The organism is Mycobacterium sp. UNC410CL29Cvi84 (genome assembly GCF_000686745.1).
Taxonomy (GTDB): domain Bacteria; phylum Actinomycetota; class Actinomycetes; order Mycobacteriales; family Mycobacteriaceae; genus Mycobacterium; species Mycobacterium mucogenicum_B.
Genome location: NZ_JMLM01000008.1, coordinates 187,149 through 208,316 on the forward strand (window position 1 = coordinate 187,149; position 21,168 = coordinate 208,316).

A 21,168-nucleotide genomic window follows, 5' to 3' on the forward strand; every position below is an offset into this window, starting at 1 on the left:
CCAGGCTATCCGCGCAAGCCCAGCGGACCGGCCAGCGCCGTGAGCGTCGGCACCAGCTTGTCCCAGCCGCCGAGCACCTGGACCGTCACGTGATCGGCACCGGCGTCGAGGTGCTCGGTGAGTCGTGCGGCGACGGCGTCCGGCGTGCCGTGCGCGACGACCGCGTCGATCAACGCATCGCTGCCCGGCTTGGCGATGTCGTCTTCTGAGAAGCCGAGTCGGCGCCAATTGTTCAGGTAATTGGTGAGATTCAGATAGAAGTCGACGGTCTGTCGCCCGATCGCCCGTGCCTCCGCGGTGGCCTCGGCCGAACCGTCGGTCAGCACCACCTTGTGCTCGGGCGCCAGGAACGCGTCCGGCCCGATGACCTTGCGCGCCTCGGCGGTGTGCTCGGGGGTGGTGAGGTACGGGTGCGCGCCGGCACTGCGATCAGCCGCCAGCCGCAACACCTTCGGGCCGAGGGCCGCCACCACGCGGCGCGCCACCGGAACTCCCGCGGCGTCCAGCTCGTCCAGGTACTCGACGAGGACGTCGTACGGCTTGCGGTACTCCTTGGTGTGCTCGGGATGGCCGATGCCGACGCCCAGCACGAACCGTCCCGGGTACGCGGCCTCGATCCGGTGGTACGACTCGGCGACCTGCGCCGCGGGCGCCGTCCACACGTTGACGATGCCGGTGGCCAGCTGCAGCTTCTCCGTCGCGGCCAGGATCGGTTCGACGAAAGCCAGGTCACCGGCGGGGGAGCCGCCCGGCCATATCGCGCCGTAGCCCAGCTTCTCGATCTCGGCGGCCTGCTCGGGGGTCGGGGCGCCGAACGTCCACACCCCGACGCGGCCCAGGTCCAGCTTGCTCATGGTCGATCCCTCCAATTACCGCAGGCCCAGTGGGCCGGCGAGTTCGGTCAGTGCGGGCACCAAGTTGTCCGGCGACGTCAGCACCTGAACCGGTACGTGGTCGGCGCCGGCGTCGAGGTGCTGCTTCAGCCGGGCGGCGATCGCGTCGACGGTGCCGTAGGCGACCACCGCGTCGACGAGCCGGTCGCTGCCGGGCTTGGCGATGTCAGAGTCAGTGAACCCCAACCGCTTCCAGCTGTTGAGGTAATTGTTCAGATTGAGGTAAAGCTCCAGGGCCTGGCGGCCGACGGCCCGCGCCTTGTCCGCGTCGGTCGTCAGGATCGCCTTGTGCTCGGGCGCCAGGAACGCGTCCGGCCCGATCAGCTCACGCGCTTGGGCGGTGTGCTCCGGGGTGGTCAGGTAGGGGTGGGCACCGGCGCTGCGCCGGGCCGAGAGCTTCAGTACCTGCGGGCCGAGCGCGGCCACCACCCGGTGTTCCTTCGGCACGCCGTACTCGTCGAGCTTGTCGAGATACTCGTTCAGCGCGTCGAGCGGCTTCTTGTACTCGGTGATGACTTCGCGGTGCCCGACGCCGATGCCGAGGAGGAACCGGCCCGGATAGGCGGTGTTGATGCGGTGGAACGACTCGGCCACCGGTCCGGCGGCCGCCGTCCAGATGTTGACGATGCCGGTCGCGACCTTCAGCCGCTCCGTCGCGCCGAGCAGTGGCTCGACCCAGTCCAGTTCCGCGGGCGGGGATCCCCCGACCCAGATCGCGCCGTAGCCCAGCGCTTCGATTTCTGCTGCCTGTTGCGGCGTTGCGCCGCGCCCGAATACGCCGTAGCGCCCAAGGTCTGGTTTGGTCACCTTTGCGGCAACTCTGGGGCGCGGGCGGCTATTCCGTTCGGCGCGCCGTGAGTCGAACTATCCCGCTGCCACGGCCGGGAACTCTTCCGGCGCCGGCGCGTGCACGGGCAACGTGACGATGAACGTGGTGTCGCCCGGTTTGGATTCGACGTAGATGTTGCCGTGGTGCTTCTCGCAGATGATGCGCCACGCCAGGTCGAGCCCCAGTCCGGTGCCCTCGCCGAAGGGTTTGGTCGTGAAGAACGGGGTGAAGATGCGCTCGATGACGTCGGGCGGAATGCCCGGTCCGTTGTCGTTGATCTCGATCCGGACGGTGTCGTCGCTGACGCGCTTGGTGCGGATCGTCAGCACGCCGCAGCCCTTCATGGCCTGCAGGGCGTTGTCGATGATGTTCGTCCACACCTGGTTCAGATCGGCTGGGTAGCACTGCAATTCGGGCAGTGCCGGGTCGTATTCCTTGACCACCTTGACGCAGGTGGTGCCGTCCTTGCCGATGCGGTCGCCGAACATCATCAGGGTGCTGCGCAACAGCTCATGTACGTTGGCGTTCTGGTACGGGGCACGGTCCATCTGGGAGTACTGTTTGGCGCCGGCCAACAGCGTCGAAATCCGTTTGCTCGCTTCGGAAATCTCACACATCAGCAGCTCGGTGTCGATGGTGTACTTCAGCCAGCCCAGCGCGCCCTGCAGCGTGGCGGACGCATCGGCGCAGCCGAGGGACGACGAAATGCCTTCCAGCCAAGCAACATCCAGGCCGGCGTCGACGAAGGTGGGGGCGTAGTCCCAGGCGGCGGCGATGCCGTGGTCCTCGAGCCATTCGCCGATTGCGTCTTCGCGGTCGGAGGCCTCGATGGCCGACAGCTCCTGCGTCCTCGCCTTGGCCACCTGCTCGGCGATGCCTTCCTGAATGCCGACCAGTACTCGCAGTGACTGCGGGCTGACCTGACCGTCGGCCAGCATGGCCAGCTTGTGCCGCATCTTGCCGATGCGGTCGTGCAGGTCGGCGACGGCGCGCGCGGTCGCGGCGGCCGGGTTGTTCAGCTGGTGGGTGAGGCCGGCCGAGAGCTGGCCCAGGGCGAGGAGCTTTTCGCGCTGGCCGACGATCTGCCGCCCGCGGCGGCCGCCGACCTTGTGGCCCTCCAGCAGATGCACCGCCATCGGGAATTCCTTGCGCATGAAGTCGGCGTAGGCGTTGGCGTCCAGGACGAAGAACCGCGACGGCTTGGTCACCCGCACCGACGCCTCATAGACCGGCTGCTCGTCGGGGATGTACGCGGACCAGGCGCCGCAGTACACGCCGCGCATCGAGGTGCGGTTGGTCTCGATGTCGATGCCGCCGGACTTCATGGACATCACCAGCTCGCCGTCGAGCATGACGTAGAAGCAGGTGGCCGGTTCGCCCTCGGTGCAGACGGGGCCGGGCTCGAACGTCGCGATGTGACCGTTGGCGCACAGCGTGTCCAGCTGCTCGTCGGTCAACGCCTCGAAAAGGAACAGCGTTTTCAGTTCACTTCGCGCGCACGTCTCGCCCATACCGGTCTCCTCCTACGTCTCGGCCAGATACCGGTGCACCAGCATCACTGCCATCGAGCCTTCGCCAACCGCGGCTGCGACCCGTTTGGCCGATTCAGCGCGGACATCTCCTGCAACAAACACACCGGGCACACTTGTTTCCAAGTGGTGCGGCGGCCGGTCCAGGTTCCAGCCGCAGACGTCCTTGAGATCCGGGCCGGTGAGGATGAAGCCGTGGTCGTCGCGGGCGATGCCGGCGTTCTCCAGCCACTGGGTGCGCGGGGTGGCGCCGATGAAACAACACAGTCGCGTCGACTCGACGTGCTCCCGCTCGCCGGTGGCGTTGTTGACCAGCCAGAGCCCGGTCAGGTGCCCGTCCTCGCCGCAGGTGTCGACCACCTCGGTGCAGGTCCGGACGCTGATGTTCGGGGTGTTCTCGATCTGCTGGATCAGGTAGTAGGACATCGACGCCTCGAGCGACTTGCCGCGCACCAGCAGCGTCACCGACTTGGCCTGCTGCGACATGAACATCGCGGCCTGGCCGGCGGAGTTTGCGCCGCCGACGATGTAGACGTCCTCGCCCGCGCATTCGGAGGCCTGCGACACCGAGGCGCCGTAGAAGACGCCGTTGCCGACGTAGCTGTTGCCGACGCTGTCGGGGTCCTCCCAGCACCCGGCGACCTGCAGATGCCGGTAGTCGACGCCGGTGGCCAGGATGACCGACCGTGCGGTGATGCTCCGGCCGTCGTCGAAGGTCAGCGTCTTGCTGGCCAGCGACGAGACGTCCAGCTCGACGACCTCACGGGTGGTGATGACCTCGGCGGCGAAGCGCTCGGCCTGCCGCCGCGCCGAGGTCGTGAGCTCGGCGCCGGAGATTCCGGTCTCGAAGCCCAGGTAGTTCTCGATCCGCGAGCTGCGGCCCGCCTGTCCGCCGGTGGTGGTGCGCTCGATCAGCACCGTGCGCAGCCCCTCGGACGCGCCATACACCGCGGCCGCCAGGCCGGCCGGCCCGCCGCCGATGACGGCGAGGTCGTACATCTCCAGCGACGGGGTGGTGGCCAGGCCGAGCATCGCGGCCAGCTGGGCATCGGTCGGCTGGACCAGCGTCTCGCCCTGCTCGGAGATCACCACCGGCAGCTCCAGCCCGTCGAGGCCGGCAGCGGTCAGCAGCTGCTTGCCCTTGGGCTCGTCCGATGCGTACGCCCGGTAGTAGTGCTGGTTACGGGCCAGGAACTGGCGGACCTCCCACGAGCGGGGATTCCACCGGTGGCCGATCACCTTGGTGTGCGGGACGGCGCGGTCGCCGACCTCGTGCCAGGCCTCCAGCAGGCCGTCGATGATCGGGTACAGCTTCTCCTCGGGCGGATCCCAGGGCTTGAGCAGATAGTGGTCCAGGTCGACCAGGTTGATGGCGTTGATCGCGGCGTGGGTGTCCGCGTACGCGGTCAGCAGCACGCGGCGGGCCAGCGGAAACACGTCCATGGCCAGTTCCAGGAAGTCGATGCCGTTCATCTCCGGCATCTGGTAGTCGGCGATGAACATCGCCACGGTGTCGCCCCGTAGCTGCAGCTCGTTGATCGCTACCAGCGCGTCCTGTCCGGATTCGGCGCGTACGATCCGGTAGCGCTCGCCATAGTGTTTGCGCAGGTCGCGGGCGACGGCCCGGGACACTGCGGGATCGTCGTCCACGGTGAGAATCACCGGATTGCGAGCCGGGGAAGCGGGTCCAGTCATCGCTGTTCATTATGCGCCCTGACTTGCGAAGACGATGCGCCCACCTAGGGTCTGCCGGGGTGCCTCGCGGATTTTGGTACCTGGGGTCCGAGCGGGTATCGTGGACCAACGGTGCAGCTTCTGCGCCGGCTCTTTGCGTGCTCTGTTTTGAAGTTCCCCGGAATTTCCTGGCATTAAGTCCACGTTCTTGTAGCCGGGGTGGGCTCTGCGCCGAGCACGGGCGTATGAGATACGAAACCGAAGAACCAGAGGATTACCAAAGAGTATGGCCAAGAAAGACGGCGCCATCGAGGTCGAGGGTCGCGTGATCGAGCCCCTGCCCAATGCGATGTTCCGCATTGAGCTGGAGAACGGTCACAAGGTGCTCGCCCACATCAGCGGCAAGATGCGGCAGCACTACATCCGCATCCTGCCGGAGGACCGTGTCGTAGTGGAGCTCTCTCCGTACGACCTGTCCCGTGGCCGCATCGTGTACCGCTACAAGTAACGCCCGAGCACCACCAATTCAGAACCGAGAAAAGGATCGCTAAGTCGTGAAGGTGAACCCGAGCGTCAAGCCGATCTGCGACAAGTGCAGGGTGATCCGCCGCCACGGCCGGGTCATGGTGATCTGCTCTGACCCGCGGCACAAGCAGCGGCAGGGCTGAGCATCAGCTCAAGCAGCACCCAAAACTGAATGCAGACCTCCCAGTACCACTGAGGGCATACGGCTCTCAACCACGTCCGGCACGGAGGCCGGACCCCGAAAAAGACGGGGAACGGACTGGGATCAGACCTCCGCAACGAAAAGGAACACTGCCTGATGGCACGCCTCATGGGCGTTGATCTCCCGCGTGACAAGCGCATGGAGATCGCGCTGACCTACATCTACGGCATCGGCCGTACCCGCAGCCAGGAAATCCTGTCTGCCACCGGCATCGACCGGGACCTGCGCACCAAGGACCTCACCGACGACCAGGTGACCCAGTTGCGCGACTACATCGAAGGCAACCTCAAGGTCGAGGGTGACCTGCGCCGCGAGGTGCAGGCCGACATCCGTCGCAAGATCGAGATCGGTTGCTACCAGGGCCTGCGCCACCGTCGTGGCCTGCCCGTGCGTGGCCAGCGCACCAAGACCAACGCGCGTACCCGCAAGGGCCCGAAGCGCACCATCGCCGGCAAGAAGAAGGCCAGGTAAGTAAATGGCACCCACCAAGAAAGCCGGCGCTGCTTCGAAGCGCGGCAAGCCCACTCGTCGCCGGGAAAAGAAGAACGTCCCGCACGGCGCCGCTCACATCAAGAGCACGTTCAACAACACCATCGTCTCGATCACCGATCCCCAGGGCAACGTCATCGCCTGGGCCTCGTCGGGTCACGTCGGCTTCAAGGGTTCGCGCAAGAGCACCCCGTTCGCCGCGCAGCTCGCCGCCGAGAACGCTGCCCGCAAGGCGCAGGAGCACGGTGTCAAGAAGGTCGACGTCTTCGTGAAGGGCCCGGGTTCGGGCCGCGAGACCGCGATCCGTTCGCTGCAGGCCGCCGGCCTCGAGGTTGGCGCGATTTCCGACGTCACCCCGCAGCCGCACAACGGCTGCCGTCCGCCCAAGCGGCGCCGGGTCTAGGGAGGATTTGAAAAATGGCTCGTTATACCGGACCCGCCACCCGCAAGTCGCGCCGCCTCGGCGTCGACCTCGTCGGTGACGATCAGTCGTTCGAAAAGCGCCCCTACCCGCCCGGCCAGCACGGCCGCGCGCGGATCAAGGAGAGCGAATACCGCACCCAGCTGCAGGAGAAGCAGAAGGCTCGCTTCACCTACGGCGTCATGGAGAAGCAGTTCCGCAAGTACTACGAGGAAGCCAACCGCAAGGCTGGCAAGACCGGTGAGAACCTGCTGCAGATCCTCGAAAGCCGTCTGGACAACGTCGTGTACCGCGCCGGCCTGGCCCGTACCCGCCGCATGGCCCGTCAGCTGGTCAGCCACGGTCACTTCACCGTCAACGGTGTCAAGGTGAACATCCCGAGCTACCGGGTGTCGCAGTACGACATCATCGACATCAAGCCGAAGTCGCTGAACACCCTGCCGTTCCAGATCGCTCGCGAGGTCGCCGGTGACCGTCCGGTCCCGTCGTGGCTGCAGGTCGTCGGCGAGCGTCAGCGCATCCTCGTGCACCAGCTGCCCGAGCGCGCCCAGATCGTCGTGCCGCTCACCGAGCAGCTGATCGTCGAGTTCTACTCGAAGTAATTCGAGTCCTGGTGGCCCGCCCAATCCCGGGCGGGCACCAACCAACCGGCATCAAATAGCGGGTGCCGAGAAGGAGATAGAAAAATGCTGATCTCTCAGCGACCCACCCTGTCCGAGGACGTGCTGGCCGAGAACCGGTCGCGGTTCACCATCGAGCCGCTGGAGCCGGGCTTCGGTTACACCCTCGGCAACTCGCTGCGGCGCACGCTGCTGTCGTCCATCCCGGGCGCAGCGGTCACCAGCATCCGCATCGACGGTGTCCTGCACGAGTTCACCACCGTCCCCGGGGTCAAGGAAGACGTCACCGACATCATCCTGAACCTCAAGGGCCTGGTCGTCTCCTCGGAAGAGGACGAGCCGGTCACCATGTACCTGCGCAAGCAGGGCCCGGGTGCCGTCACCGCCGGTGACATCGTGCCCCCGGCCGGTGTGACGGTGCACAACCCGGACATGCACATCGCCACCCTGAACGACAAGGGCAAGCTGGAGGTCGAGCTCGTCGTCGAGCGCGGCCGCGGTTACGTCCCGGCCGTGCAGAACAAGGCTTCGGGTGCCGAGATCGGCCGTATTCCGGTCGACTCGATCTACTCGCCGGTGCTGAAGGTCACCTACAAGGTGGAGGCCACCCGCGTCGAGCAGCGCACCGACTTCGACAAGCTGATCCTGGATGTCGAGACCAAGAACTCGATCGCCCCGCGCGACGCCCTGGCTTCGGCCGGCAAGACGCTGGTCGAGCTGTTCGGTCTGGCCCGTGAGCTCAACGTCGAGGCCGAAGGCATCGAGATCGGCCCGTCGCCGGCCGAGGCAGACCACATCGCCTCGTTCGCGCTGCCGATCGACGACCTGGAGCTGACCGTGCGGTCGTACAACTGCCTCAAGCGCGAGGGTGTGCACACCGTCGGCGAGCTGGTCTCGCGTACCGAGTCGGACCTGCTGGACATCCGTAACTTCGGCCAGAAGTCCATCGACGAGGTCAAGATCAAGCTGCACCAGCTGGGTCTGTCGCTCAAGGACAGCCCCGCCACGTTCGACCCGTCGCAGGTCGCCGGCTACGACGTGGCCACCGGCACCTGGAACAGCGATGCCAGCTACGACCTGGACGCCGACCAGGACTACGCCGAAACCGAACAGCTGTAATAAGAAATTCCGTCCCGGCCCTACCTGATACGGGGGCCGGCCCCAATTAGGAGAAGTAGCAATGCCCAAACCCACTAAGGGTGCTCGCCTCGGCGGGTCGTCGTCGCACCAGAAGGCGATCCTGGCCAACCTGGCCACCTCGCTGTTCGAGCACGGCCGCATCAAGACCACTGATGCCAAGGCCCGGGCGTTGCGTCCGTACGCCGAGAAGCTCATCACCCACGCCAAGAAGGGCGCGCTGCACAACCGGCGCGAGGTGATGAAGAAGATCCGCGACAAGGACGTGGTGCACACCCTGTTCGCCGAGATCGCACCGCATTTCGCGGACCGCGAGGGCGGCTACACCCGCATCATCAAGGTCGAGAACCGCAAGGGCGACAACGCCCCCATGGCCGTGATCGAGCTGGTCCGGGAGAAGACCGTCGTCTCCGAGGCCGACCGCGCCCGTCGCGCGGCCGCCGCTCAGGCGAAGGCTGCCGAAGCCGAGGCTCCCGCTGAGGAAGCCGCTGTCGAGGCTCCGGTTGCCGAGGTCGAGGCTGCTGACGAGGGCATCGCCGACGCTCAGACCGCTGAGGCCGAGGCTGAGGCGACCGAGGATGAGGCCAAGTCCTAATCACGCTGTGAACGACGTGCCCGCCATCGAATCCGATGGCGGGCACGTTCGTTTACGGCTGGATATCTCGTACGACGGCACCGAATTCGCCGGTTGGGCACCGCAGGCCGGGCAGCGCACGGTCGCCGGTGTCATCGAAGAGACGTTGTCGACGGTGTTCCGTGAGCCGGTGCGCCTGGTCACCGCGGGGCGGACCGATACCGGCGTGCATGCCGCCGGGCAGGTCGCACACGTCGACGTGCCTTCTGCCGCACTGAGTTTCGCCTATCCGCGCTCGCCGCGGCCGGGGGACCCCGAGTTCCTGCCGCTGGTGCGCCGGCTCGCGCGGTTCCTGCCCGCCGATGTGCGGGTGCGCCAGATCGTCCGGGCCGCACCGGGTTTCGACGCCCGGTTCTCGGCGCTGCGGCGGCACTACGAATATCGGTTGTCGTTGGCGCCGTATGGCGTTGAGCCGCAACAGGCCCGGTTCATCACACCGTGGCCGCGGCCGCTGGATCTGGACGCCATGACGGCCGCCTCGCAGGAGTTGTTGGGGCTGCAGGATTTTGCCGCGTTCTGCCGCTTTCGTGAGGGCGCGACGACCATCCGGGATCTGCAGCGGCTGGACTGGCAGCGCTCGGGTGATCTGGTCACCGCCCACGTGACGGCTGACGCCTTCTGCTGGAACATGGTGCGGTCGCTGGTCGGCGCATTGCTCGCCGTGGGGGAGGGCCGTCGCGAACCCGGTTGGATCGCAGGCCTTTTGGCGGCCGACAGCCGGTCCAGCGAGTACGCCGCCGCCCCGGCGCGGGGCCTGACGCTGGTGTCGGTGGACTACCCGCCCGACGATCAGCTGGCGTCCCGGATCGCCGTCACCCGGGATCTGCGTACCCTCGATTAGCTCACGGTGCCGGCGGTGGGGGCGGGGCCAGGCGGGCGGCGACGAAGTCGGCGGCCTGATTGACCATGCCGGACCCGATGTAGCCATCCTGCAGGTGGTTCTGCCAGTCGCCCTGTAGTTGAGCGATGGTCTGCGGCAGTCCGTCCATGCAGACGGGATCGGCGCCGTTGCACTGGTCGATGGTGCGATCCAGGTAGATCGGGCTGATGTTGGAGCCGCCCATCCGGTGGGTGACGTTGCCGAACAGCGCCACCGCGGCGACATGGGAGTCCATCCCCGGCGGCAGCGGCCTGTTGAATCCCCAGCCCGGGTTGTCGGAGGTCAATGCCACGGCCGCCGATGCGGCGCCCAGCGAGTACCCGCCGATCACCAGCCGGGTGTCGGGGCACCGCGCTGCCATGTCTTGAATACGCGAGCTGATGTCGTTCGCGCCCTGGGCGATTTCGACGTTGGCGGGATAGTTCACCGCGTAGACCCCGACATTCAGAGGTGTCTTGGCGCGCAGCGCGTCGACGAATGCGCCGCCCACGCGGCCGACGCCCGGTCGCTCGTTGCGGCCGCGCGCGAAGATCACCTCGACCTGCGGGCACGGGTCTGCCGCTGCGGCACCGATGACATCTGCGGGGGCTACGACCGTCGCCGCCACCACCCCGGTGGCAACCGATGCTGCCGCGCCGGCCAGGGCGACGGCAGACCGGACGGACGTCATGACGGAGCGGGGGGTCATGGCTGGAGTCTAGCGGCGGATCACAGACGCGCAGCCACGAACTTCGCGGCCTGGTTCACCATGCCGGACTTGATGTAGCCCGGCGCGAGGTGATCCTGCCATTCCGAACGCCATTTGTAGGGGCTGCTCGGATTACAGACCGGGTCGTCGGAATGGCAGAGGTCGATGGTCCGATTCTGGTACGTCGGGCTCAGCGCGGAGATGGGCAGGGCCCAGTTGGAGCCATTGCCGAAGAGCGCCACGGCCGCGATGTGCTGATCGGCGCCACGGGGCAGGGGACTGTTGAAGGTGAACGCCGAAATGGGCACGGCGATAACCAGATCGGTGGCGGCGGCGCCCAATGAGTAACCGCCGAGCACGATTTTGGTCGATGGGCAGTTGCGGGCGAGCCATTGCACGCGCCGGCTCATGTCGTTGGCGGCTATGTCGACCTGGGTGTCCGCCGGGTAATTCACCGGGTACAGACCGATATTCGGGCCGCGGAGCTGGCGCAGCGCGGTGACGAAGGCGGCGCCAACCTGTCCGGGGCCGGGCGGCTCCATCCTGCCGCGGGCGAACACGACCTCTGCGGGAGCGCACGTGGCAGCGGCGTTCGCCACCCCAATGTCAGTCAGTAGCACCGACATTGGGGCGGCGCCGACAGTCAGAGCGGTGATCAGCACACAGAGCGTCCGGCGGCCAATCACAAATCCGATGGTATCCCGACGAATTGACGGTCTCGTCGAGAAATGATGCCAGCCTTACAACAATCCGGCGACGAAGCCGGCGGCTTCGTTGGTCGGGCCGCCTGCATAGGTCTTGTGCGCGGGCACACTCTGACCGTCGGTCTGGCAGATCGGATCCCCCGCATTGCACAGGTCGATGACCTTGCCGCCCCACACCGGGCTCGCCGTCAACGGCAGACCCAACTTGGCGGACGGATTGCCGAACACCGCGATCGCCGCGACGTGGCCCGCGGCCTCCGGGGGCAGCGGGTTGTTGAAACCGATGCCCGGAACGGGGATGGCGCCGATGACGTCCATCACCGCGGCGCCCTGCGAATAGCCGCCGAGCACCTGCCGGGTGTTCGGGCAGTTCTCGGCCATCCACTGGATGTGGGCGCTGGCGTCGTTGGCACCGTCAGCGGCGGCCAGGAAGTCGTACGACGCCGGGTAGACGACGGCGTAGGCGCCGACCGAGCGCCCACCGACCTTGTTGCGCAACTGATTCACGAACGCCCCGCCGACCCGGCCCAGGCCGGGGTCTTCGGACGTGCCGCGGGCGAACGTCACCTCGATGTCGGGGCAGTTGGCAGCGGCGGCGGTGCCGACGGCACCCAATGAAGGCGGCGTCAGCACTGTGATGCCGGCCATGACTACGGTGGTTGCGGTGCCGGCGAAGGCCCGGCGCAGTGCACTGATGATCACACCGAATCCTAACCGCGAGGCCGGATGTGGTTCGGGTGACAGACGCTCAATGGCTGGTCAGACGCGGGATGCGATGAACTGCGCGGCCTGCCCGATGTACTCGGACGACTCATAACGCGAGTGCGCGAACGGGTTTCGGCCGCGCGAGCAGATCGGGTCGCCCCACAGGCACAGATCGACCGAGCGGTTCGAGAACAGGCCCATGGAGTCCAGCGGATGACTGAATTTGGCTGAGGGGTTACCGAATACGGCGGCCGCCGCGACGCGGCTCGCGAGGTCGGCGGGCAGCGGCGGTGCCGAGCCGACATCGCCGACCCGGTCGCCGAGCGGCGGAACGCCGGCCAGCATGTCTACCACCGCGGCGCCCTGCGAGTACCCACCGAGCACGATCTTGGTGCTGGGGCACTGCTGCGCCATCAAGGCGATGCGGTTCTGCGCGTCCGTCGCGCCGTCCTGCGCCGTGAGGAAGTCGTAGGACGCCGGGTAGTCGACGGCGTAGCCGGTGACGGTGCGGTTGCCGACGAGCGGCTGGATGGCGTCGACCAGGACCGAGCCGACGCGGCCCATGCCGGGGTCGTCGTGCGTGCCGCGGGCGAAGATCACCTCGATGTTCGGGCAGGGGTCCGCCTGGGCGGGTGCCGACGGCAGCAGCGCGGTTCCGGAGATGACGGTGGCGGCGATTGCGGCCACTCGGACCGACATGCTGAGCAAGGTCACGCGGGCCATCTTCACATATGGGGCTCAGCTACGGCCAATTGTTTGACCTGCTGGCAAACCCTCCGGACTGTCGGGCCAATCGTCATGCCAGGTCGCTTCGCCGCGGTCGCCCTGGCGGGCAAGCGCCAGGCCGGCCAGCACCACCGCGCCACCCAGCAATTGGATGCCGGTGATGGCCTCACCCAGCAGTGCCCAGGCCGCCAGGACGGCGAACATCACCTCGGACAGGCCGACCAGTGAGGCGAACCGGGGCTGCAGGCGGGCGATGCCCATGATGCCGAAGGTGTAGGCCAGCGCGGTCGGCACGATGGCCAGGGCGATGACGGGGACCAGCCAGGACGTCGTCAGGCCGGCCAGCGTGGTGGTGTGGCTGGTGAAGGTGAGCGGCATGACGCCCGAGACACCCAGCAGCGCCACCGCCGCGGCGCCGACGATCAGGCCGCCGGTGGCCAGGGTGACGGAGTGCAGGCCGGTGCCGTCGGCGCTGGCCTTGTCCGACATGACGAAGTAGCAGGCGGCGCAGACCGCGGCGCCCATGCCCCACGCGATGCCGGCCAGGCTGATCTGGGCTGCGGTGTGGCTGCCAGGCCCGATCAGGCCGAGCACCAGCGTGATGCCGGCGATGGCGATCGCGACGCCGGCGAGCGTGAGGGTGCTGGGCCGGCGCCGGGTCGTGGCCCACACCCAGCCGACGACCAGCAGGGGCGCGGCGTACTCGAGCAGTAGCGCCACGCCGACCGGCAGGTACGTGACGGCGTTGAAGTAGCACAGCTGGGCGCCCGCGATCGGGATGGCGCCGTAGGCGATGACCGTCCCTTTGTGGCTCAGGGCTTCGCGTACCCAGCCCCGGCGCAGGATGGTCGCGACGACGGCCATGATGAGCGCGCCGCCGGTCAGTCGGGCGACCACCGCGGCGGTGGGGCTCCAGCCCGCTTCGATCAGGGACTTGCCCAGGCCGCCCGCCATCCCGAAGGTGAAGGCGGATGCGACGGCGAAGATCATGCCGGTCCGGAAGTGGCCGGCCGCGGTGCCGTTCGACAAAGTCACGGGCCACCTCCGATGATGTAATGAGTGAAGTTGGGATTGGTCATGACGCTACGGAGGGCGGGTGTAACGAGTCAAATGAATTTCAGTCATGACACGGAGCTCACGCTGCGCGCGGCGTGTGTGTTGATCAACAGCGACCGGGTCGACGGTGACCAACTGGCCGATCTGGCGGCCCTCGACGGGTATCTGAACGACTTCGGCTGGACGGGCCGGCGCGACCGGGACACCGCGGAGCTGGCCGCGGTGCAGGCCCTGCGCGAACGGCTCGGGTTGCTGTGGGCCGCGGCGGACGACGAGGAGGCGGTGGTCGGCCAGGTCAACGCCCTGCTCAGTGACACCCGCGCCAACCCCTGGCTGACGCGACACCCCGAGATGCCGGAATGGCACCTGCACCTGGCGGCCGACCAGGACCCGCTCGCCCAGCGCATGGGCGCCGAGATGGCGATGGCCCTGGCCGACCTGATCCGCGCCGGTGAACTGCGCCGGCTCAAGACGTGTGCGGCGTCGGACTGCACCGCGGTGCTGATCGACATGTCGCGCAACCGATCCCGCATCTTCTGCGACACCGGGAACTGCGGGAACCGCCAGCACGTCGCGGCGTACCGCGAACGCCGCGCCCGCGAGAACTGACATTCGGCGTCTGACGCGCCCGCGCCGGTTGCCGCAATGCATCGCGTGACAGGCCTGCGTCTCCTACCGTGATGTCCGACAGCGGATGCAGTGTTTTGAGCGGAAGGACGGGCCATTGGCCGAATTCGTGGCGGCCATCGACCAGGGCACCACCAGCACCCGGGCGATGATCTTCGATCACTCAGGTCGCGAGGTCGGACGCCACCAGCTCGAGCACGAGCAGATCCTGCCGCGGGCCGGGTGGGTCGAGCACAATCCCGTCGAGATCTGGGAGCGCACCGGCTCGGTGCTGCAGACCGCGCTGAACAAGACCCGGCTGTCGGCGTCCGATCTGGTCGCGCTCGGTATCACCAACCAGCGTGAGACGACCATGGTGTGGAACAAGCACACCGGCCGCCCGTACTACCACGCGATCGTGTGGCAGGACACCCGCACCGACCGCATCGCCTCGGCCCTGGAACGCGACGGCCACGGCGACGTCATCCGCCGCAAGGCCGGCCTGCCGCCGGCGACCTACTTCTCCGGCGGCAAGATCCAATGGATCCTCGAGAACGTCGACGGCGTGCGGGAGGCCGCCGAACGCGGTGACGCGATCTTCGGCACGTGCGACACCTGGGTGCTGTGGAACCTGACCGGCGGCACGCGCGGCGGCGTGCACGTCACCGACGTCACCAACGCCAGCCGCACCATGCTGATGAACCTCGAGACCCTCGACTGGGACGACGAACTGTTGTCGTTCTTCGGGATTCCACGCCAGATGTTGCCGACCATCGCGTCGTCGTCGGTGTCGGAGCCCTACGGGCTGACCGCGGCCGACGGCCCGCTCGGTGCGCCGGTACCCGTCACCGGCATCCTCGGCGACCAGCAGGCCGCCATGGTCGGGCAGGTGTGTCTGTCGGCGGGCGAAGCCAAGAACACCTATGGCACAGGCAATTTCCTGCTGCTCAACACCGGCGAGAAGATCGTGCGCTCCGAGCACGGGCTGCTCACGACGGTGTGTTACCGGTTCGGTGACGCGAAACCTGTTTACGCCCTTGAGGGTTCGATTGCCGTCACCGGATCGGCCGTGCAGTGGCTGCGAGATCAGTTGGGCATCATCGCGGGGGCCTCCGACAGCGAGACGCTCGCCCGCCAGGTCGAGGACAACGGCGGCGTCTACTTCGTGCCGGCGTTCTCGGGACTCTTTGCGCCGTACTGGCGTTCGGACGCCCGCGGCGCGATCGTCGGCCTGTCGCGGTTCAACACCAACGCCCACATCGCCCGGGCCACACTCGAAGCCATCTGCTACCAGAGCCGCGACGTCGTCGACGCCATGGCCGCGGACTCCGGCGTCCACCTCGAGGTACTCAAGGTCGACGGCGGCATCACCGCCAACGAACTGTGCATGCAGATCCAGGCCGACGTGCTGGGCGTCGAAGTGGTGAAACCCGTTGTCGCCGAGACCACTGCGCTCGGCGCGGCCTACGCCGCCGGGCTGGGGGTCGGCTTCTGGTCGAACCCCGACGAGCTGCGCGCCAACTGGCAGGAGCACAAGCGCTGGGCGCCGTCGTGGGACGACGGCCAGCGCTCCGCCGGATACGCCGGCTGGCAGAAGGCCGTCGGTCGCACCCTCGACTGGGTCGACGTCTCCTAGGGATTTGTGCACGATTTTCCGCGGTCGGCGCGGAAAATCGTGCACAAATCCCTGGCGAGAATTGGTGTCGGGGCATGCGTTTGTCCGCGGTTAGGCTGCTAGCCGGGGGATGGACATGGCTCGGGGGCAGGGCGCGCAACTGGAGGCCAGCGGCCGGCGCTTTCAGGCGCGGCGGCTGATCCACGCACTGGTGTGTGGCGACGCGGCGATGGTCGACGAACCCATTCGTGCGCAATCGATTTCGTACGCGGCGGGCTGGCTCGCCTCACTACTGGCGGTGGCGGTGTGCGCGGTGATCGCGATCGCCTCACCGGCGGGCCGGCTGGGGGACGCGCCGATCGTCATGGTTCGGGACACCGGCGCGCTGTACGTCCGGATCGGGTCGACGTGGCATCCCGTCCTGAATCTCGCGTCCGCGCGGCTCGTCGCCAAGTCCGCGGCCAATCCGGTGGCGGTCGACGCCGAGGCGATCGCGGGCGTGCCGCGCGGCCCGCTCGTCGGAATCCCGGGTGCGCCAGCACAATTGGGGCGGCCGCTCGAGGCGGCGTCGTGGCAGGTATGTGACAGCGGAACGACGGTACTGATCGCCGGTACGGACACGATCGGACCTGACGGTGCGCGGCCTATCTTGGCAACGGCGGCGGGAGAGCACCTGTCCGCCACGTATCTGTTGTACGGCGGCAAGCGCGCCGCGGTGGACCTGCGTGACCTTGCGGTGGTCCGGGCGCTGCGACTCGACGGCGTGACGCCCCGGCCGGTGTCGCGATCATTTCTCGACCTGCTGCCCGAACTACCCGCGATCACCGCGCCGTCGATTCCGGGGCTCGGCCGGACGGGGCCGGGCGGCTTCGTCGTCGGGCAGGTGCTGCGGGTGAGCCGCGCCGATGCTCCCGAACATCACGTGGTCCTCGGCGGCGGTCTGCAGCGCGTCGGTGACGTGGCGGCCGACGTCATCCGGTTCACCCATGGAGTGGCCGACGGTGACCTTCGCACCGTGCCGCCGGCGGCCATCGCCGCCATTCCCGCTGTCCATGACCTTGCGGTGTCGACGTTTCCGGACCAGGCGAGCCCGCCGCTGCCGAGCGCGGCACCGGTCTGCGCCCGCTGGCGCGCCGACGGCGACCGAGCGGATACCGTTGTCGTGCAAGGGAAACCGGATGCGGCCGCGGTGACGCTGGCGCAGGACGACGGCGACGGTCCGAACATCGATGCCGTGGCATTACCGCCGGGCCGGTATGCGTATGTGCACGCCACCGGGGTGACCGGTGGATCGGTGACCGGACCGCTGTACCTGGTGACGGACAGCGGCGTGCGGTACGGCATCCACGATGCCGAAACGGCGAAGTATCTCGGGGTGGAGGGTGCGCCGCTGCCCGCGCCGTGGCCGCTGCTGGCCCGGTTGCCGGGCGGGCCGGAGTTGAGTGTGGCGGCGGCCGGGGTGCTGCGCGACGGCCTGTCGCCCTAGCGTCGCGGCAGGTTTGCCATGGTGGCCTCGGGGGCATTCCGGGTGCCATGACCGACCTGCCGACTTTCGGGGTGGAGGAGGAGTTTCTCCTCGTCGATCACCGTGACGGTGCGCCCCTGCCGCGCAACCAGGCGGTCGCGGAATATGCGGCCGCGCGCGGTGTCGACCTACAGCTCGAGTTGACCAGGTGCCAGGTCGAGACCACCACCGCGGTGATGACCACCAGCGGCGATCTGCGTGCGGAACTGACCCGGCTGCGTCGCGTCGCCACCGAGTCGGCCGAAGCGCAGCGGGCGCGGCTGCTGGCCGTCGCGCTACCGCCGACGGTGCCGCATGCGTTCCCGGTGACGACGAAAGAGCGGTATGCCCGTATCGCCGATCGGTTCGGCATGATCGCTCATGAACAGGGCATCTGCGGGTGTCACGTGCACGTCGAGGTGCCCAGTCGGGCGGCGGCCGTCGACGTCAGTAACCGGCTTCGGCCCTATCTGCACCTGCTCCTCGCGCTGAGCGCGAACTCCGCGATCTACCGCAACACCGACAGCGGTTACGCCAGCTTCCGCGGCGTGCTGTGGACTCGCTGGCCGAGCGCCGGACCGCCACCATACTTCGACTCGGTCGAGGACTACGACGCCGTCACCAACACCCTGACGCGGGCCGGTGCGGTGCTCGACGACGGCATGCTCTATTGGGATGTGCGGCCTTCTGCCAATTTCCCGACCGTCGAGGTGCGCGTGGCCGACGTGCCGGCAACAGTGGCCGAGACCGTGTTGCTGGCAACGCTCATCCGGGCCGCGGTGATGACGGCGCTGGACGCGCAGGAGCGCGGGGAACCGGTGCCACGCCTTGCTGATTGGACACTGCGCGCCGCGCACTGGAAGGCGGCGCATGACGGCCTCGACGGCGAGGCGATCGACTTGGCGGGCGACTGCTCGATGGCGCCGGCCCGGGTTCTGCTTGCCGGATTCATCGAACACCTCCGCCCGGCCCTCGAAGCGCTGGGTGACTATGACATGGCCCGCGACGAGCTGGCCCGCATCGCCGAGCAGGGCAACGGGGCCATGCGGCAACGCCGGGCCTGGCGACGCCGCAAAGAGGTCGCCGACGTCATCTCCGAATTGGCCACGGCGACAACGACGTTCGATCCGCTAGCCCTGTGACCGTCGACTGAGCTTCGCGGTGCGTGCGTCCCCGTCGTGCGGGGCGGGAATTGCCTTGGCGCGGATGGCCTTAACCGTCAACCAGACCGCTGAAATGAGAAAGTAGATTGCGCCCATCGCCGCGTATCCGGCAAGGGTCTTGGCCGACTCGATGGTCGGCGTGTGTGCCTGGGTGATGAACAGGCCCCCGACGAGCGCCGACTGGCCGCCGCTGAGTGCCATCGCCCACTGCGCGCCGACCTTCCAACGTCGAATGGCGGTGATGAGTTGCAACAGACCGGCAAGGGTGGCCCACGCGCCGAAGACGGCGAGTACCCACGTCGTACCTGCGAGCAGGGCGTAGGCAGCCACGATGGTGACGATCAGACTGACCGCAACGTTGATCAACTGGCTGCGGTTTTGCGCCGGTCCACCGCTTCGCGCGGCATCCCAGAAATTCGCGGCGGCGTCCCATAGCGGATAGAGGATGAGCCACCCCGAGGCCAGCGGAAGGCTGTGCTGTGCGAGCGTCAGCGCGACGGCAACCCACGCGAAGGAGAAGGCCGCGCGAACGAAGTAGTAGGTCTTCAACCACTGCTCGCGGTTGGGCTCCGACAGGCTTGCTTGCTGAATCGACATGATTGTGTCCTCTCAATGGGTGCGGACGAGCATCCCGACACCGGGGGCAATCCACCAATGGGGCGGATGCCGTTGACGGGGACTGGACAAACTGTGCCGCAACGGATTTGGTGCGGGCATCTTGGGATTCAGATGATCCGCGGTGGAGCGTTGGGGATGGATAGCTGCGACGAATCGGCTTCGGCGGGGTGCGGCGCGTTGCTTGCCGGCGGCTGATGGCGCTTCGGCGACCTGTTCGTTGCCGGCAATGCCGCCGTGGTCACGAAGTTGCCGTCGGTGCGGAGCCCGAAGCGTCGAGGCGGTTGACCAGAGGGGTTACGACGGTGGCGAACATCTTGGCATCGCCGTAGGCGCGGGCGGACAGCATCGCGCCGTGCACGGTGGCCATGAACATCTCCGCGTCGACGCGGGGACTTGTCTCGATTCGAATCAGATTCTGCTCGGCGCCGCGTTCGAGAACCGACGTCAGCCACGCCGACAGTGCGCGAAAGTGAGCGGCCACCTCGTTGGCGACTTGTTCTGGGAGGGAAGGAAGTTCGGCGGCCAGAAGGGCGCAGACGCAAAACGGATGCGTTGCGTCGGCGATGCAGGTACGCCAGTAATCGACATAGCTGCGGAGCCTGCCGACGGGATCGTCGACGTGGCGTTCTATCTCGGCGAGTCCGGAGAGGGCCTCCTGTCGATAACGGCTCACCACCGCACAGACCAGATCGGCCTTGGTGGCGAAGTGGTGGTGAATGCTCGGCTTGCGGATGCCGATTTCGTTCGCGATATCGGCGTAGCTGAATCCGTTGTATCCGCCGGCGATGATGAAACGTCTTGCATGAGCAAGGATTTCGTCTGCCGTCGATGGAGATTGTGCCACGATTCGCAGCCTACCTTCTAGTAGGTAGACAGTCAAACTCGAAGCGGATGACGGTGGTGGATTGCCTTAACCGGCGCCGCCGCTGCCCCGAAAATCTGTTGGCTTCGCCATTGCGCGTGTGGATGCTGTGTCGAGTGGAAGCACTCGCTCACTGGCCGTCGTTGAACGATCAGGTCGCGCTGGCCAACGAACTGTTCAGCTCACCCATAGGCGAACAGAAGGTCGCCGACTGGCTCGCTGAGCAGGTCCGCCTGGTCCACGATGTCGATTTCGCCCAAGACTTCGCCGCACATGTCCAGCTACCGGGCATCGGGCCACTGGAGTACGCCCACCGCCACGTTCGCACCACGCGCGGCGAGCTGCTCGGCGGGATCCGGTTCTACTCACGCAACATCGCCCGCCCGTTCGTCGACGTCCTCGCCCACAGCTTCGACGACCTCGACGCCCTCGCCGACTGCGTACTGGGCGAATGGTCAGTCTTCAGCGCACGCTACCTCCGCCTACGTACCGCGCCCGGGCTCCTCACTGGTAGACCAGGGGTCATCCTCGACGAGACGATTCACCTCGCCCGATACCGGGACATGCCCCCTGCCGACGGCCGCGTCGTCCTCGACCGTTTCGAGGATCCCGAGGACGCCATCGCCCTTGTCGAAGCTCGTTACACCGCTGTGGCCGCCACGGACCCGACTCTGGCCAACAACCTGTCCATCGCAACACCAGATGAGTTGCGGTCCTGGCACCGTAGCGATCAACTCCGCGCCGTGCGACGCCAGGACACAACGATCGGTGTGCTCGCCATCGCACCCGGCGCGATCGGGTGGATCAGTGGTGAGGAAATCAACGAGGAAGTCATCAGCGATGCTCACACAGGCCACCGGTACGCGGCCTCAGCGCAAAGGGCCTGGGCTCACTGCGTTGCCACCGATACCGACCAGCTGCTGATCGGCACCATCGACCGCCATAACCACGCCTCACGTGCGACCGCTCAACGGGCCGGCCGACCGAGGGCCCTCGACGACGTCTTCATCGCGATTGCCAAGTGACACGAATTTGAGAATTCCTATCCTTCTGATCGAGCGGCCCGCCGGGCCAGCACACGCCGAGTA

General features: G+C 67.3%; 24 protein-coding genes. 13 read left to right on the plus strand and 11 right to left on the minus strand.

What is annotated here, in order from left to right; all coding sequences use genetic code 11:
• Positions 1-5: 5 nt before the first annotated feature.
• Genes BR47_RS0113015 through BR47_RS0113030 form a run of 4 tightly spaced genes read right to left on the minus strand, consistent with a single transcriptional unit; the run spans position 6 to position 4,946 of the window.
• Positions 6-854 (minus strand): LLM class F420-dependent oxidoreductase, encoded by an 849-nt coding sequence (locus tag BR47_RS0113015; protein WP_020101456.1) that lies wholly within the window; start codon positions 852-854, stop codon positions 6-8.
• Between the two features lie 15 nt (positions 855-869).
• Positions 870-1,700: an LLM class F420-dependent oxidoreductase gene (locus tag BR47_RS0113020; protein WP_029119770.1), complete on the minus strand. Its 831-nt coding sequence runs from the start codon at positions 1,698-1,700 to the stop codon at positions 870-872.
• A 57-nt stretch (positions 1,701-1,757) separates the two neighbouring features.
• The gene (locus BR47_RS0113025) at positions 1,758-3,233 is read right to left on the minus strand and encodes an ATP-binding protein (protein ID WP_029119771.1); all 1,476 of its coding nucleotides are present in this window, start codon (positions 3,231-3,233) and stop codon (positions 1,758-1,760) included.
• Between the two features lie 12 nt (positions 3,234-3,245).
• Positions 3,246-4,946 carry an NAD(P)/FAD-dependent oxidoreductase gene (locus BR47_RS0113030; protein WP_029105227.1) on the minus strand — a complete coding sequence of 567 codons (1,701 nt, stop codon included), beginning with the start codon at positions 4,944-4,946 and terminating at the stop codon, positions 3,246-3,248.
• Between the two features lie 265 nt (positions 4,947-5,211).
• Between BR47_RS0113030 and infA the strand changes: the two genes are divergently transcribed.
• The 8 genes from infA (at position 5,212) to truA (ending at position 9,794) form a co-directional block, all read left to right on the plus strand.
• The gene (gene infA, locus BR47_RS0113035; protein WP_003886926.1) at positions 5,212-5,433 is read left to right on the plus strand and encodes a translation initiation factor IF-1; all 222 of its coding nucleotides are present in this window, start codon (positions 5,212-5,214) and stop codon (positions 5,431-5,433) included.
• A gap of 46 nt (positions 5,434-5,479) precedes the next feature.
• Positions 5,480-5,593: a 50S ribosomal protein L36 gene (gene rpmJ / locus BR47_RS0113040; protein ID WP_003879483.1), complete on the plus strand. Its 114-nt coding sequence runs from the start codon at positions 5,480-5,482 to the stop codon at positions 5,591-5,593.
• Between the two features lie 155 nt (positions 5,594-5,748).
• Positions 5,749-6,123, plus strand: a complete 375-nt coding sequence (rpsM, locus tag BR47_RS0113045) for a 30S ribosomal protein S13 (RefSeq protein ID WP_020101460.1) — start codon at positions 5,749-5,751, stop codon at positions 6,121-6,123.
• 4 nt (positions 6,124-6,127) lie between these two features.
• Positions 6,128-6,544, plus strand: coding sequence for a 30S ribosomal protein S11 (gene rpsK / locus BR47_RS0113050; RefSeq protein WP_020101461.1), 417 nt, complete (start codon positions 6,128-6,130; stop codon positions 6,542-6,544).
• A 14-nt stretch (positions 6,545-6,558) separates the two neighbouring features.
• Positions 6,559-7,164, plus strand: a complete 606-nt coding sequence (gene rpsD, locus BR47_RS0113055) for a 30S ribosomal protein S4 (protein ID WP_020101462.1) — start codon at positions 6,559-6,561, stop codon at positions 7,162-7,164.
• 84 nt (positions 7,165-7,248) lie between these two features.
• Positions 7,249-8,301, plus strand: coding sequence for a DNA-directed RNA polymerase subunit alpha (locus BR47_RS0113060; RefSeq protein ID WP_020101463.1), 1,053 nt, complete (start codon positions 7,249-7,251; stop codon positions 8,299-8,301).
• A 61-nt stretch (positions 8,302-8,362) separates the two neighbouring features.
• Positions 8,363-8,914: a 50S ribosomal protein L17 gene (gene rplQ, locus BR47_RS0113065; protein WP_020101464.1), complete on the plus strand. Its 552-nt coding sequence runs from the start codon at positions 8,363-8,365 to the stop codon at positions 8,912-8,914.
• Entirely contained in the window at positions 8,898-9,794 is an 897-nt protein-coding gene (gene truA, locus BR47_RS0113070; RefSeq protein ID WP_036427224.1) for a tRNA pseudouridine(38-40) synthase TruA, read from the plus strand. The genes rplQ and truA overlap by 17 nt, the downstream gene beginning before the upstream one ends.
• A gap of 1 nt (position 9,795) precedes the next feature.
• Here truA and BR47_RS0113075 read toward each other — a convergent pair whose 3' ends face one another.
• From BR47_RS0113075 to BR47_RS0113095, 5 genes are all read right to left on the minus strand, one after another.
• Positions 9,796-10,521 carry a cutinase family protein gene (locus BR47_RS0113075; RefSeq protein ID WP_036427226.1) on the minus strand — a complete coding sequence of 242 codons (726 nt, stop codon included), beginning with the start codon at positions 10,519-10,521 and terminating at the stop codon, positions 9,796-9,798.
• Positions 10,522-10,541: 20 nt separating this feature from the next.
• Complete coding sequence (locus tag BR47_RS0113080) at positions 10,542-11,147, minus strand: cutinase family protein (RefSeq protein ID WP_051634787.1); 606 nt, start codon at positions 11,145-11,147, stop codon at positions 10,542-10,544.
• Positions 11,148-11,261: 114 nt separating this feature from the next.
• Positions 11,262-11,873 (minus strand): cutinase family protein, encoded by a 612-nt coding sequence (locus BR47_RS0113085; protein WP_051128498.1) that lies wholly within the window; start codon positions 11,871-11,873, stop codon positions 11,262-11,264.
• Positions 11,874-11,984: 111 nt separating this feature from the next.
• Positions 11,985-12,653 (minus strand): cutinase family protein, encoded by a 669-nt coding sequence (locus BR47_RS0113090; protein WP_029119775.1) that lies wholly within the window; start codon positions 12,651-12,653, stop codon positions 11,985-11,987.
• Between the two features lie 15 nt (positions 12,654-12,668).
• Positions 12,669-13,646 carry an EamA family transporter gene (locus BR47_RS0113095; protein ID WP_051634788.1) on the minus strand — a complete coding sequence of 326 codons (978 nt, stop codon included), beginning with the start codon at positions 13,644-13,646 and terminating at the stop codon, positions 12,669-12,671.
• A 120-nt stretch (positions 13,647-13,766) separates the two neighbouring features.
• On the opposite strand from BR47_RS0113095, the gene BR47_RS0113100 reads away from it, so the two are divergent.
• The 4 genes from BR47_RS0113100 to BR47_RS0113115 all read left to right on the plus strand — a co-directional run bounded on the left by BR47_RS0113100 (position 13,767) and on the right by BR47_RS0113115 (position 18,579).
• On the plus strand, positions 13,767-14,321 hold the full coding sequence (locus BR47_RS0113100) for a CGNR zinc finger domain-containing protein (protein WP_020101471.1): 555 nt from the start codon (positions 13,767-13,769) through the stop codon (positions 14,319-14,321).
• Between the two features lie 85 nt (positions 14,322-14,406).
• Positions 14,407-15,954 carry a glycerol kinase GlpK gene (gene glpK, locus BR47_RS0113105; protein WP_177127374.1) on the plus strand — a complete coding sequence of 516 codons (1,548 nt, stop codon included), beginning with the start codon at positions 14,407-14,409 and terminating at the stop codon, positions 15,952-15,954.
• Positions 15,955-16,069: 115 nt separating this feature from the next.
• The gene (gene eccB / locus BR47_RS0113110) at positions 16,070-17,419 is read left to right on the plus strand and encodes a type VII secretion protein EccB (protein ID WP_029119778.1); all 1,350 of its coding nucleotides are present in this window, start codon (positions 16,070-16,072) and stop codon (positions 17,417-17,419) included.
• A gap of 47 nt (positions 17,420-17,466) precedes the next feature.
• Positions 17,467-18,579: a glutamate--cysteine ligase 2 gene (locus tag BR47_RS0113115; protein WP_029119779.1), complete on the plus strand. Its 1,113-nt coding sequence runs from the start codon at positions 17,467-17,469 to the stop codon at positions 18,577-18,579.
• On the opposite strand, the gene BR47_RS30440 is transcribed toward BR47_RS0113115, so the two are convergent.
• Together BR47_RS30440 and BR47_RS0113125 are read right to left on the minus strand one after the other, a co-directional pair.
• Complete coding sequence (locus BR47_RS30440) at positions 18,568-19,197, minus strand: DUF308 domain-containing protein (protein ID WP_051634774.1); 630 nt, start codon at positions 19,195-19,197, stop codon at positions 18,568-18,570. The two genes, BR47_RS0113115 and BR47_RS30440, sit on opposite strands and share 12 nt — an antisense overlap.
• A gap of 259 nt (positions 19,198-19,456) precedes the next feature.
• On the minus strand, positions 19,457-20,098 hold the full coding sequence (locus BR47_RS0113125) for a TetR/AcrR family transcriptional regulator (RefSeq protein WP_231506703.1): 642 nt from the start codon (positions 20,096-20,098) through the stop codon (positions 19,457-19,459).
• 98 nt (positions 20,099-20,196) lie between these two features.
• Here BR47_RS0113125 and BR47_RS0113130 point away from each other — a divergent pair, with 98 nt between their 5' ends.
• Entirely contained in the window at positions 20,197-21,105 is a 909-nt protein-coding gene (locus tag BR47_RS0113130; protein WP_029119781.1) for a GNAT family protein, read from the plus strand.
• Positions 21,106-21,168: the final 63 nt, after the last annotated feature.

Bases quoted from the DNA above. Each gene is read 5' to 3' on its own strand.
- BR47_RS0113100 (WP_020101471.1), top strand. From the start codon at position 13,767: ATGAATTTCAGTCATGACACGGAGCTCACGCTGCGCGCGGCGTGTGTG.
- eccB (WP_029119778.1), top strand. From the start codon at position 16,070: ATGGCTCGGGGGCAGGGCGCGCAACTGGAGGCCAGCGGCCGGCGCTTT.
- BR47_RS0113015 (WP_020101456.1), bottom strand. From the start codon at position 854: ATGAGCAAGCTGGACCTGGGCCGCGTCGGGGTGTGGACGTTCGGCGCC.
- BR47_RS0113095 (WP_051634788.1), bottom strand. From the start codon at position 13,646: ATGATCTTCGCCGTCGCATCCGCCTTCACCTTCGGGATGGCGGGCGGC.
- BR47_RS0113090 (WP_029119775.1), bottom strand. From the start codon at position 12,653: ATGGCCCGCGTGACCTTGCTCAGCATGTCGGTCCGAGTGGCCGCAATC.
- BR47_RS0113075 (WP_036427226.1), bottom strand. From the start codon at position 10,521: ATGACCCCCCGCTCCGTCATGACGTCCGTCCGGTCTGCCGTCGCCCTG.
- rpsD (WP_020101462.1), top strand. From the start codon at position 6,559: ATGGCTCGTTATACCGGACCCGCCACCCGCAAGTCGCGCCGCCTCGGC.
- truA (WP_036427224.1), top strand. From the start codon at position 8,898: ATGAGGCCAAGTCCTAATCACGCTGTGAACGACGTGCCCGCCATCGAA.
- BR47_RS0113060 (WP_020101463.1), top strand. From the start codon at position 7,249: ATGCTGATCTCTCAGCGACCCACCCTGTCCGAGGACGTGCTGGCCGAG.
- BR47_RS0113085 (WP_051128498.1), bottom strand. From the start codon at position 11,873: ATGGCCGGCATCACAGTGCTGACGCCGCCTTCATTGGGTGCCGTCGGC.
- BR47_RS30440 (WP_051634774.1), bottom strand. From the start codon at position 19,197: ATGTCGATTCAGCAAGCAAGCCTGTCGGAGCCCAACCGCGAGCAGTGG.
- rplQ (WP_020101464.1), top strand. From the start codon at position 8,363: ATGCCCAAACCCACTAAGGGTGCTCGCCTCGGCGGGTCGTCGTCGCAC.
- infA (WP_003886926.1), top strand. From the start codon at position 5,212: ATGGCCAAGAAAGACGGCGCCATCGAGGTCGAGGGTCGCGTGATCGAG.
- BR47_RS0113115 (WP_029119779.1), top strand. From the start codon at position 17,467: ATGACCGACCTGCCGACTTTCGGGGTGGAGGAGGAGTTTCTCCTCGTC.
- glpK (WP_177127374.1), top strand. From the start codon at position 14,407: ATGCAGTGTTTTGAGCGGAAGGACGGGCCATTGGCCGAATTCGTGGCG.
- BR47_RS0113025 (WP_029119771.1), bottom strand. From the start codon at position 3,233: ATGGGCGAGACGTGCGCGCGAAGTGAACTGAAAACGCTGTTCCTTTTC.
- BR47_RS0113080 (WP_051634787.1), bottom strand. From the start codon at position 11,147: ATGTCGGTGCTACTGACTGACATTGGGGTGGCGAACGCCGCTGCCACG.
- rpsM (WP_020101460.1), top strand. From the start codon at position 5,749: ATGGCACGCCTCATGGGCGTTGATCTCCCGCGTGACAAGCGCATGGAG.
- BR47_RS0113030 (WP_029105227.1), bottom strand. From the start codon at position 4,946: ATGACTGGACCCGCTTCCCCGGCTCGCAATCCGGTGATTCTCACCGTG.
- rpsK (WP_020101461.1), top strand. From the start codon at position 6,128: ATGGCACCCACCAAGAAAGCCGGCGCTGCTTCGAAGCGCGGCAAGCCC.